Annotated in this window: 11 protein-coding genes and 1 pseudogene; 8 read left to right on the top strand and 4 right to left on the bottom strand. The window is 63.9% G+C overall.

Annotation, left to right across the window (positions count from 1 at the left end):
• A pseudogene (locus tag F2P45_RS36540) lies at positions 1–149 on the top strand (IS110 family transposase); the annotation flags it as partial.
• A gap of 486 nt (positions 150–635) precedes the next feature.
• On the opposite strand, the gene F2P45_RS29945 reads toward F2P45_RS36540, so the two are convergent.
• The 3 genes from F2P45_RS29945 to F2P45_RS29935 form a co-directional block, all read right to left on the bottom strand.
• Positions 636–1,016: a SirB2 family protein gene (locus F2P45_RS29945; protein WP_166881876.1), complete on the bottom strand. Its 381-nt coding sequence runs from the start codon at positions 1,014–1,016 to the stop codon at positions 636–638.
• 14 nt (positions 1,017–1,030) lie between these two features.
• Positions 1,031–1,288: a DUF2249 domain-containing protein gene (locus F2P45_RS29940; RefSeq protein WP_166881875.1), complete on the bottom strand. Its 258-nt coding sequence runs from the start codon at positions 1,286–1,288 to the stop codon at positions 1,031–1,033.
• A gap of 67 nt (positions 1,289–1,355) precedes the next feature.
• Complete coding sequence (locus F2P45_RS29935) at positions 1,356–3,632, bottom strand: nitric-oxide reductase large subunit (RefSeq protein ID WP_166881874.1); 2,277 nt, start codon at positions 3,630–3,632, stop codon at positions 1,356–1,358.
• A gap of 179 nt (positions 3,633–3,811) precedes the next feature.
• Between F2P45_RS29935 and F2P45_RS29930 the strand changes: the two genes are divergently transcribed.
• On the top strand, positions 3,812–4,261 hold the full coding sequence (locus tag F2P45_RS29930) for an RrF2 family transcriptional regulator (protein ID WP_166881873.1): 450 nt from the start codon (positions 3,812–3,814) through the stop codon (positions 4,259–4,261).
• A gap of 58 nt (positions 4,262–4,319) precedes the next feature.
• Here F2P45_RS29930 and F2P45_RS29925 read toward each other — a convergent pair whose 3' ends face one another.
• Positions 4,320–5,627 (bottom strand): hypothetical protein, encoded by a 1,308-nt coding sequence (locus F2P45_RS29925; RefSeq protein WP_166881872.1) that lies wholly within the window; start codon positions 5,625–5,627, stop codon positions 4,320–4,322.
• A gap of 219 nt (positions 5,628–5,846) precedes the next feature.
• On the opposite strand from F2P45_RS29925, the gene F2P45_RS29920 reads away from it, so the two are divergent.
• The 6 genes from F2P45_RS29920 to F2P45_RS29895 all read left to right on the top strand — a co-directional run bounded on the left by F2P45_RS29920 (position 5,847) and on the right by F2P45_RS29895 (position 11,591).
• Positions 5,847–7,100 (top strand): MFS transporter, encoded by a 1,254-nt coding sequence (locus F2P45_RS29920; protein ID WP_166881871.1) that lies wholly within the window; start codon positions 5,847–5,849, stop codon positions 7,098–7,100.
• Between the two features lie 40 nt (positions 7,101–7,140).
• Positions 7,141–8,526, top strand: a complete 1,386-nt coding sequence (locus F2P45_RS29915; RefSeq protein WP_166881870.1) for a NarK family nitrate/nitrite MFS transporter — start codon at positions 7,141–7,143, stop codon at positions 8,524–8,526.
• Positions 8,527–8,540: 14 nt separating this feature from the next.
• Positions 8,541–9,221 carry a Crp/Fnr family transcriptional regulator gene (locus tag F2P45_RS29910; RefSeq protein ID WP_166881869.1) on the top strand — a complete coding sequence of 227 codons (681 nt, stop codon included), beginning with the start codon at positions 8,541–8,543 and terminating at the stop codon, positions 9,219–9,221.
• A 38-nt stretch (positions 9,222–9,259) separates the two neighbouring features.
• Positions 9,260–9,946: a carbonic anhydrase gene (locus F2P45_RS29905; RefSeq protein WP_166881868.1), complete on the top strand. Its 687-nt coding sequence runs from the start codon at positions 9,260–9,262 to the stop codon at positions 9,944–9,946.
• Positions 9,947–10,245: 299 nt separating this feature from the next.
• Positions 10,246–10,758, top strand: a complete 513-nt coding sequence (locus tag F2P45_RS29900) for a hypothetical protein (RefSeq protein WP_166881867.1) — start codon at positions 10,246–10,248, stop codon at positions 10,756–10,758.
• Positions 10,759–10,949: 191 nt separating this feature from the next.
• Positions 10,950–11,591, top strand: a complete 642-nt coding sequence (locus F2P45_RS29895; RefSeq protein ID WP_166881866.1) for a hypothetical protein — start codon at positions 10,950–10,952, stop codon at positions 11,589–11,591.
• Positions 11,592–11,628 lie beyond the last annotated feature (37 nt).

Here is an 11,628-nt window from a genome sequence, read left to right as displayed (position 1 = left end):
CGAACAAGAGTGACCGGCTCAGCCGATGGGCGCTTGCGCTGCAAGCGCGGGTCGGCTATGGAAAAGCGGTCGTCGCCATCGCCGCGAAGAACGCTCGTCTCGCCTGGGCCGTGCTTGCCAGGGGAGAGCAGTTCAGGCCGCTCACCTGACTGTGGGGGAAGCATGTCGTCCGGCCGGCTGACGGCCGGACCCGCCCGATGGGCGGGCCAGCGACAGCATGCTTCCCGATACGTTAGCAACTGAGCGTACGGGGGAAACCCGTCGGCAGGAAAACACAAGGGGAGCAAGCTGTTTCCCCGTAAGAAACGGAAAGGAACATTCTTCGAGTCATGCAATGCATGATGAGGTAACGGTTTGACCGGGTGGAGCATACCTGTAGTCTGACGGGACAGAAGCCAAGTCCGACGAATGAACGAGGTCCTCCACGCGCGTCTGTCATTATGGTCCGAGCCGTGCAAGATACCCGTGCTCGAGATAACCGTTTGTAGTACCGCAGGCCGGCCTTCCGTCTTGCCAGGCAAACTCAAGAACATCCTCGAAAAATCAATTGAAAAACACCTTGAATTTGTTGGGAAGCCCTTGTAGTCAGACTTGACACCAGAGGGGGCAATAGATGGAGAGGAAGATGTTTGCCGCTAGCCGAAGGGGATGACCTGGCGCGTGAGCGCAACCGCGACGATGTAGAAGACCGTGAGCAGCGCTGCGAAGAAGGCGACGGCGCGCACCCGTTTCGGCCGCCCCGGCTTGAGTGCGACCACGCCAAGCAGGATATACGCCACCAGCGCCACCACTTTGGCGCCCAGCCATGGCTGCACGAAAGGATACTGGCCGCTCCACACCACCATCGTGATCGCGCTGGCCAGCAGCACCGAATCGACGATGTGCGGCGCGCTCTTGACCCAGCGCTGCCCCAGCCGGGGCGAGTCGCGCAGCATCCACATGCCGCGCAGCGCGAACAGGAAGATGCTGAGCGCCGCGCAGCTCATATGCAGGTGTTTGACGGCGAGGTAGCCCATGCTTGTCCTTCTCTTCAGGCGATCCCGAAGTCGATGATGATTTCGCCCGGCGCGCGCGCCACGTAGGCGATCGTCACGCGCGATCCGAAATGGGCCTCGATCTGCGCCAGCAACGGCAGCGGATCGTGGTCGTTATAGAAGCGCATGGTCTCTCCCGGCTCGAGTGCCGCCAGCGCGCCGAAAATGGCGGCGTGCCGGAAGCGCTTGGCGACGCCACGCGCGTCGAAGGGATAAAGACCAATTGAAGCGGTCGAGAAAACAGCGTGTGTCATGTTGTTGCTCCTGATAGTGTAATCGATGCGAACCCCGGCAGGAAGAGCCCGCCGGGGGAAGACTGACTTAACGTTTGCCCGGAACGACCGAGCCGACCACGACATTGCTGCCGCGCTTCCCGGTTGCGAGCTTGATGGCGAACAGCGCGAGGAATCCGCAGCCGACCGCAAACACCACGTCACCCGGCACGCGCATCCAGACCAGCGTTTCCATCACCGGCGAGTGCACTACCTCGGGCGAACGGGCGAACCAGGTGCCTTGCGTGACGCTGGCCCAGGCCTGATAGATCCCGGACGGCAGCAGCGACATGAAGACCATCATCGCCAGGCCGATGTTCAGGCTCCAGAACATGGGGCCGAGCAGTTTGTCGGACCAGGCGGCGCGTTCGGTCAGGCCGCGCAGGCAGAACAGCATCAGGCCGATGCCAAGCATGCCGTACACGCCGAACAGCGCGGCGTGGCCGTGGGCGGCGGTCAGGTTCATGCCCTGCATGTAGTACAGCGCGATCGGGGTGTTGATGGCGAAACCAAGCAGCCCGGCGCCAACCACGTTCCAGAAACCGACGGCGATGAAGCACAGGATCGGCCATTTGTAGGCTTGCACCCACGGCGCCGCCTTCGAGCGCTGGTAGTTGCGCCATGCTTCGACGCCGATCATCGCCAGCGGTACCACTTCGAGCGCGGAGAACATGGCGCCGATGGCGATAACAAAAGTAGGCGTGCCGGTGAAGTACAGGTGATGCAGGGTGCCCAGGATGCCGCCGAACAGGAACACGATGGTCTCCAGAATGATGGCGCTGTTGGCGGTGGACGCGGCGATCAGGCCGAGGCGCGTGAACAGCAGTGCGATGACGGCGGTGGCGAACACTTCGAAGAAGCCTTCGACCCACAGGTGGACCAGCCACCAGCGCCAGTATTCGACCATGGCGTAGTGGGTGCGCGGACCCCAGGTCAGCGAGGTGGCGTAGAAGCCGCCGATGCACAGGGCTGCCAGGAACACCATGGCGATCAGGCCGCGGCTTTCGGATGGCTTGCGCAGGGCGGGCAACAGGCCGCGTCCGAGCAGCAGGACCCAGAACAGCAGGCCGACGAACAGCAGGATCTGCCACACGCGGCCCATGCTGGTGAATTCGAGCCCCTGGTTACCGATCCAGAAGCTGTAGTCGTTGCCCATGTGTTGCAGGGTGCCGAGCCAGCCGGTGGCGGTGGAGCCGGCCACGATGAACAGCAGCGCGTAGAACAGGACGTTCACGCCGAGCGCCTGGAACTTCGGTTCGTGGCCCGAAATGGCGGGAGCGATGTACAGGCCCGTGGCCAGCCAGGCGGTGGCGATCCACAGCACGGCGAACTGGGTGTGGATGGTGCGGCTGACGGTGAACGGCAGGATCTCGCCGAGCGGGAAGCCGAAGAAGCTCTGGCCTTCGACCGCGTAGTGGGCGGTGATGATGCCCATCCCGACCTGCGTCAGTATCAGCGCGACGACGACCCAGAAGTACTTGCGGGTGGCGCGCATCGATGGCGTCGGCTTGAGGTCGAACAGCGGATCGTCCTTCGGTGGCGCCGGGTCGTCGCCTTCGTGGGCGCGGCCGTGGTAGAAGATCATGGCGGCAATGGCGGCGATCATCAGGATCACGCTGGCGATCGACCAGATGCCGGCACCGGCGGTGGGGGCGTTGCCGACCAGCGGTTCGTGCGGCCAGTTGCTGGTGTAGCTGATCGCCGTCTCGCCCGGACGGTCGGCGGCGGCCGACCACGACGACCAGAAGATAAAGGCCGGCAGGGCGCGCAGGTCGTCGGGATCGGTCAGGCTGCCCGAGCTCATGGCGTATTGCTCGCGCAGGGCGTCGAGCGAAGGATCGGCGCCGAACAGGGCGCTGTAGTGGGCGGCGACTTCACGCACGGCCTGGGCGCGTTCGGGCGAGAGGGTGATGATGCCGGTGCGCGCGTCCCAGGTGTTGGCGCGCATTTCACGCTTGAGGCGTTCGCCCAGGGCCGCCTGCTGCTCGAAGTCGAGTTGCGCGAACGGTTTGCCGAATTGCTTGGTGGCGTAGATCTCGCGCAGCGCGAGCGCTTCGCGGTGCAGCCAGTCGGCCGACCAGTCGGGCGCGAGGTAGCTGCCGTGGCCCCAGACGGAGCCGAGCTGCTGGCCGCCGGCGGTGAGCCAGGCTTGCTGGCCGCGCTGCACCTGGCCGTCGGAGAACAGCACCTCGCCCTGGCGGCTGGTGACTTGTTGGGGAATCGGGGGAGCTTTCAGGTAGATCTCGGTCCCGACCCAGCCGAGAACGGCGAAGGACAGGACGCAGATCACTGCGAGCCAGGTCCATAGTTTGCGTGAGGCGTGCATGGCGTGGTTTCCTTGTTATTGGAACGGGGCGGTACAGTCCGCTCCGTTAAAGAAGGATTTTAGATACATCTATTTAAACAAGCAAGTTAAATACTTCTTTTAGCGCGCCGCAACGTAATCTGGATCAATAGATGTATACTGAATGCCTCATTTGACCCGAAACCGCGAGCCGAAACGCCATGCGACTGACCGCTTACACCGATTACACCCTGCGCACCCTGATCTATCTGGGCATGCACCGCGATCAACTGGCCACCATCCAGGACATCGCCGACGTGCATGGCATTTCGAAGAACCATCTGATGAAAGTGGTGTACCAGCTTGGCCTGTCGGGCATGGTGGAGACAGTGCGGGGGCGTAACGGCGGGCTGCGGCTCAAGCTCGAGCCGGGCGAGATCAATATCGGCGCCGTGGTGCGCCACAGCGAGACCGATTTTTACATGGCCGAATGCTTCGATCCGGAGAGCACCTCGTGCACGCTGGCGCCGTCGTGCGCGCTCAAGGGCGTGCTGAAAGCGGCGACGGCGGCGTATCTGAAGGTGCTCGACGGGGTGACGCTGGCCGATCTGATTGCGCACAGCGCGCGGCCCGGTGGCCGCGCCGACAAGGCGATCATGGTCTGGAAGTAGGCGCCCCTCGCCGGGCACCCCTCGCCGGGCGCCCCTCGCCGGGCGCCCGGCGAGGGCGCTACGCGTTGGCGGTGTACACCATCGCAAAGCCGCCGCCCGGGGTGCGGAAGTTGGTGGTCTGGCCCTGGTACACGCGCGCGGCCGTCCACTGCACCGCACCGTCATAGGCGTAGCTGCGGATGTCGAACTTGAGCCGGTCGGGCGCTTCGGCGCTGCCGCCGGTGCGGGCCGGCGGCGCCATGATCGCCTGCGCCACATAGTCGCCGTTCTGGATATCTTCCCAGGCGCGCCTGGTCAGCTTGTCGCCACGGTAGGCGGCGCGGCCGCCGTAGCCGGCCACCGGCTTGAAGAACCACTCGCGGCGCGTGCGCCACAGGCGCTCGGTCTCGCTGGCGCGCACCAGCTCCGTATGCGGAATCGCGCTGATCAAAATCGCACGCGTCGCGGCAGGCACACCCAGCTCGGTGAGGCGCGCGTCGTCGCACAGCAGCGCCAGATTGCGCTTGTCCGCGTACAGCGCGTGCGCGCGCGGATGCGGCGTGAGCACCATGGCATTGGCCAGGTAGGCGTCGCGCAGGGCCGCGTGTTCGGGCGCGTCGAGCATGAAGTCGGTCAGGCGGTTGTAGACCAGGTCCACAATCAGGTCGCCGCGCCACAGGCTGCCCGCTTCCCAGCGCAGCATGGACGGGTCGACGATCAGCGCGTCGATGTCGTGGCGCGCGAACAGCTGGCGAAACAGCAGGAACTCCGGATACAGATACTGGTTCTCCGGTTCGTCGTCGACGATGACGATGGTGCGCAGCGGCGTGCTGCGCCCGCCCAGGCGCCATTCGTTGCGGAACATGGCGACGATGGCGTCTTCCAGCGTTTGCGCGCGCGCGCTGCCGTCGCCGGCGTCGCCAATGGCGCTGCAACCGCGCCCGGCCCGCGCCAGCGCGGCGTTGAGCAGGGCGCCGCCGGCATTGGTGTTGATTTCGATGAGGCCGACCGCGTCCTCGCCCACATGGAAATCGTAGCCGTAAAACACGCCGCGCGCGCCGGGATCGTGGCGCGCGATGGCCGGCGCGTCGGCCAGCACCGCGGCCTGGTAGGCCGGCAGCGCCACCACCTGTTCGACCGCGCCGATCAGCTGCGCCATGCGCGCCGACTGGGCCGGCGAGACGAACACCGGCAGCGCCGCGAACAAGTGCGGGCAGCGTTCGCTGATCAACTCGTATACCTGCGGTCCCGCGTGGTCGTTGTGCAGCGCCTCGGCCAGCGCTGCGGCCGACGGTCCGGCGCAAAAGCAGCTGGCGTTCAGTTGGACCGCATCTTGCGTGGCGCAGCCAGGACCGCAGCGGGAATCGGGTGTTGCAAAGTCTTGCATGATGCTGCCTCACGGTTTCTCGGTCTGTTGTTATACCCCAAAACGGACAAACGCATCGTTGATCCAGATCAACACTGATAGTCGGTTGGTATGCTGACTAGTTCTTTTGGGCTAGTCAGCTAGCCAGTTTGCATCAGAAAACTCGCCCTCAGGCTAATAGTCGTGCTCTACGGCAGCACGTAAGCTTCCTGTATCAGGTCAGCGATCCGGGAGAACAACGTGTCTAGCAAGAGTCAACAACAAATAGCGGTGCTGGCGAGCAGTACTTTCGCCTTCACCATCTGCTTCGCCATCTGGATGATGTTCGCGGTACTGGGCATCCCCATCAAGGCGCAGCTGGGCCTGAACGAGACCGAATTCGGCTTACTGGCGGCAACGCCCGTGCTGAGCGGCTCGCTGGTGCGGGTGCCGCTCGGCATCTGGACCGACCGCTATGGCGGGCGCATCGTGTTTTTCATCCTCATGCTCAGCTCCGTACTGCCGATCTGGCTGATTTCGCATGCCACCGTCTACTGGCACTTCCTGGTGCTGGGCCTGTTCGTCGGCCTGGCCGGCGGCTCGTTCTCGGTCGGTACGCCCTACGTGGCGCGCTGGTTCGGCAAGGAAAGGCGCGGTTTGGCGATGGGCATTTTTGGCGCGGGCAATTCGGGCTCGGCGCTGACCAAGTTCGTGGCCCCGGCCATCATCGCCGCCTTCGGCTGGCAGATGCTGCCCAAGGTGTATGCGGTGGCAATGCTGGTCACCGCCATCGCGTTCTGGCTGTGTTCGTTCAGCGATCCGACCCACAAGATGCCGGCCGGCGTGTCCTTCGTCGAACAGATGAAGGTGCTCAAGGACCCGCGCGTGTGGCGCTACTGCCAGTATTACTCGGTCGTGTTCGGCGGCTATGTGGGCCTGGCTCTGTGGATGACCAAGTATTACGTCACCGAATACGGTTTCGACATGCGCCTGGCCGCATTGCTGGCGGCCTGCTTCTCGCTGCCCGGCGGCGTGCTGCGCGCGCTGGGCGGCTGGATTTCGGATAAGTACGGCGCCTACAAGGTCACCTGGTGGGTCATGTGGGTGTGCTGGGTCTGCTTCTTCCTGCTGTCGTATCCACAGACCAACATGATCATCAAGACCGTGACCGGCAACGCCACCTTGCAGATCGGCCTGACCCCGCTGATGTTTACCGTGCTGCTGTTCGTGGTCGGCGTGGCCATGGCGGTGGGCAAGGCGTCGGTCTTCAAATTCATCGGCGACGATTTTTCCGACAACATCGGCGCGGTCTCGGGCGTGGTGGGCCTGGCCGGCGGCCTGGGCGGCTTCGTGCTGCCGATCCTGTTCGGTGCGCTGGTGGACCTGACCGGGGTGCGCTCGTCCGCTTTCATGCTGCTCTACGGCACGGTGTGCGTGTCCCTGGTGTGGATGCATTTCAGCTTCAAAGACAGTGCGCGTGCCGTCGCGCCGCCCCGCCTGGCCGTGGTCGCCTGATCATCGCCTGATCGTCGCCTCATTCAAAGGAGAACGTAACATGAGTAAATATGTCATCGCCACATGGGAGCCGGAACTGCCGGCCTTCTGGCAAAAAAGCGGCAAGGCGACCGCCAACCGCAATCTGTGGATTTCGATCCCGGCGCTGCTGCTCGCCTTCGCGGTGTGGATGGTGTGGAGCGTGGTGGTGGTCAACCTGCCCAATATCGGCTTCAAGTACAGCACCAACCAGCTGTTCTGGCTGACCGCGCTGCCGGGCCTGTCCGGCGCGACCCTGCGCATTTTCTATTCCTTCATGGTGCCGATTTTCGGCGGGCGCAAGTGGACCACCATTTCCACGGCCTCGCTGCTGATTCCCGCCATCGGCATCGGCTTCGCGGTGCAGGATGTCAACACCAGCTATCCGATCATGCTGATCCTGGCCTTGCTGTGCGGCTTTGGCGGCGGCAACTTTGCCTCGTCGATGGCGAACATCAGCTTTTTCTATCCCAAGGCGCAAAAGGGCTACGCACTCGGCATGAATGCGGGCCTGGGCAACCTGGGCGTGTCGGCGGTGCAGTTCGTAGTGCCGCTGGTGATTACCGCCGGCGTGTTCGGCGCGCTCGGCGGCGAAGCGCAGCAGTGGGTCAAGGGCGGCGCGACCAAGGCCATGTGGCTGCAGAATGCCGGCTTCATCTGGGTGCCCTTCATTGCGCTGACCGCGCTGGCGTCGTGGTTCGGGATGAACGACCTGGCCTCGGCCAAGGCCTCGTTCTCGGAGCAGGCCATCATTTTCAAGCGCAAGCATAACTGGCTGATGTGCTGGCTGTACACCGGCACCTTCGGTTCGTTCATCGGTTATTCGGCCGGCTTTCCGCTGCTGATCAAGACCCAGTTCCCGGATGTCAATCCACTCGATTACGCTTTCCTCGGACCGCTGGTCGGGGCGCTGGCGCGGGTGGCGGGCGGCGTCGTGGCCGACAAGCTGGGCGGTGCGCGCGTGACCTTGTGGACGTTTGTCCTGATGATCGCGGCCGTCATCGGCGTGATCCAGTTCCTGCCGCATGGCGCTGTGGCCGGCAACTTTACCGGCTTCTTCTGGATGTTCATGCTGCTGTTTGCCGGTACCGGCGTGGGCAATGCCTCGACCTTCCGCATGATTCCGGTGATTTTCCTCACCGAGCGCCAGCGCGCGGCCGAGGGCAAAGGCCAGGCGGCCAAGGAACAGGCGATCGTCGATGCCAACAAGGAAGGCGCGGCGGTGCTCGGCTTTACCTCGGCGGTGGCCGCGTACGGCGCCTTCTTCATTCCCAAGTGCTACGGCACCTCGATCGCCATGACCGGCGGTCCGGACGCGGCGCTGTGGTGCTTCGTCGGCTTTTACGTCTCGTGCATCGTGATTACCTGGTGGTGCTATGCGCGGCGCACCGCCGACATGCCCTGCTGATCATGGGAGCGGTCATGGAAAAGACCCGGTTTGCCCCCCAGACCTTCCTGGCGCGCTTGCCGCTGTTCGACGCGATGTCTCCCGAGGAACTCGAGGCCATCGCGGCCGGCACCAGCGAGCGCCACGTGGCGCGCGGCGACATCATCTTCCAGCGTGGCGATACGTGCAAAGGCTTTCACCTGGTCATTTTCGGCCAGGTGAAGCTGGCCGCCGGGGTGGCCAACGGCGCCGAAAAGATCATCGAACTGATCGGCCCCGGCCACAGTTTCGGCGAGGCGCTGATGTTCATGGAAAAGCCCTACATCGTCTCGGCCACGGCGCTGGCCGACTCGCTGCTGCTGCACGTGACCAAGGAAGCGGTGTTCGAGGGCATTGCGCGCGACCCGGCGTTCGCGCGCAAGATGCTGGCCGGCCTGAGCCGGCGCATGCACGGCCTGATCTGCGACCTCGAATCGGTGGCCTTGCAGTCGGGCACCCAGCGCGTGATCGGCTATCTGCTGCAGGACGAAGGCACGGCGCAGGGCGCGCAGTTGACCCTGCCGGTGAGCAAGGCGGTGGTGGCCTCGCGCCTGAACCTGACGCCGGAACATTTTTCGCGGATTCTGGCCGACCTGAGCGTGCACGGACTGATTGGCGTGCAGGGACGTAACGTGACCATCATGAATATCGACGGCTTGCGCGAGTACGCGGGCTGAACGGAGCAGTGCATCGGAGCAGGAAATCGGAGCAGGACATGCAAGACATCGAAAAATTCGTACGCGGTTTCAGCCGCTTCCAGGAACAGTATTTCAGCGAGGAACACGGCGTCTACGAGAGTTTGCGCGGCGGACAGCGGCCCAGCACCTTGCTGATCGGCTGCTGCGATTCGCGGGTCGACCCGATGCTGCTGACCGGCAGCGGGCCGGGCGACATGTTCGTGATCCGCAATATCGCCAACCTGGTGCCGCCGTGCACGCCGGACGCGCCGCCGGGCGTCAGCTCGGCCATCGAGTTCGCCATCTGCAACCTGGAGGTGGCGCGGGTGATCGTGCTCGGGCATGCGCGCTGCGGCGGCATCCGCGCCTTGCTCACGCCCCAGCCGCTCTCGCCCGAGCAGCGCGAAACCGGTTTTGTGGAGCGCTGGATGCGCATCGCCGAACCGGTGCGGGTGCGCGTGATGCGCGACCTGGCCCACAAGAGCTCGGAAGAACGGCACAAGGCGTGCGAGCAGGCCAGCATCTTGCAGTCGCTCGACAACCTGCTGACCTATCCGTGGGTGAAACGCCGGGTGGAGGAGGGCAAGCTGGTGCTGCACGGCTGGTATTTCGATATCGACAGCGGCGCGCTGATGGGCTATTCGGCGCGCCAGCAACAGTTCTTGCCGATGGTATGCCCGATTGACGCGGTCAAGGGGCGGGTGGTGCCGGTCGGAACGCCCTGACTCGCCCGTTGCCTTCTCGGTGACGCAAGCAATCGCTGGCGGGCAGTGTCAAGACTGAAAAGATTCCCGCCGGCGTGATGTGCCGGCCTGCGGTATCAAGTCCGCTCGCGCCGGCCGGGCGCCGCAGTGCGGCGATTAATATGACGCAAACAGCACCGGGGGACTCCACAGAATAATGGATGAGAGTGGCAGGCGGTACGCACGTTGCAGGTCGACGTTTGCATCCGACCCATTCTCCCTTGCACGGTCTTTTTATGAAGAAAGACCATGCTCATTTCTATTATTCTCAGGAGGCTATTATGTGGATCGGATCCATCGGATTGGTCGCTGCGACCAAGAATGTTGCCAATGCCGGCACCGATAACCTGATACAGGCCAGCATTTTAAGAAACGGGACCGCCATCCGGGTGCTCAACCTCGATTATGCGGAATTGGACGACCACGAAAGCGGCGACGACCGCAGCTACGTGTACAGCGGGCCAGCCAAGCTGCCGCGCAGGAACGACCTGACGCCGGAACTGCCACCCGGCATCGGCCAGATTCCCATGCCCTATCCGGGCTACGGATTCGAGTTTTCGCACGGGCTGAGCGGCCACCTTCGCATTCAGCTGCGCATCAACGGCGACGATATGTGGATCAAGGACAGCATCGATCTGTACGTCAAGATCATCCGCCTGCGCGCCACCAGTTTCGATACGCTGGCCTGGCTGGAAGATACGGAGTGGACATATATTGCCAGCTGGAACCAAGATGTGCCGATGTCCACCGATGCCGATGAAGGCGTGACCACCTGGACACTGAATCTGGCCTGATGCGTCCGATGGCGATCCATGCAAAGGCTGGTGCAATTCACATGGCCGGGTACTTTTTTATCCCGGCCATATTCAATTCATTCAACTTTTCCCCACTCCTGCCGTTAATCAAAGACGAGCACGGCGAAATGCCGTCCATTCCCGTCAAGATCGAACATTTATGGCGCGCAATGCGCCAACAAGGAGAGGTCATGAGCATCACGATTTCCAACACCACCCCGGCGGCGGGCGCCGCCCCGATCGTCCTGCGCGATGTGGCGCGCCGTCCCGGCGAGGGCGCCCAGGCGGACGAGGCAGTCAAGACCGACAAAGTGACCCTGAGCGGGCCGTCCGAGCCGCCCCTGACCTACGGCGTGCCGCGTTCGTCGGCCACGGTGGTGCAACCTCCGCCCGACCTGGACGCCTTGCTGGCCGAATCCGACCGCCAGGCGCAGGAAGTCATCAACCTGATCCTGCCGGCGGTCGAGCAGCAGGGCCTGAACCTGGCCAAGGTGGTCAGCGGCGAGCAAAAGCTCAGTGCCGACCCGGCCACCATCGCAGCGGCCAAGGCGGCCACCGCCGATGATGGCGAGTTCAGCGTTGCCAAGGTGTCCGAACGCATCCTGGACTTCGCCAAAGCGGCGATCGGCGACGATCCGTCCAAGCTGGCCGCGATCCGGGCCGCCGTGGAGCAGGGCTTCGACGATGCCGCCAAGGCGCTCGGCGGCACCTTGCCCGAATTGAGCGAAAAGACCCGCGCCACCATCATGGCCACGTTCGACCAGTGGCAGGACGATGGCAGCACCGTGGCCGACAAGGGCGGCGCAAGCAAGGGACCCGCCGACAGCGTGTGAGCACCCGGCCCCGGGCTGGCGTCCGCGGGCGCCGCCA

The organism is Massilia mucilaginosa (assembly GCF_011682145.1).
Lineage (GTDB): Bacteria > Pseudomonadota > Gammaproteobacteria > Burkholderiales > Burkholderiaceae_D > Telluria_A > Telluria_A mucilaginosa.
This window is presented reverse-complemented; position numbering and strand designations above follow the sequence as displayed.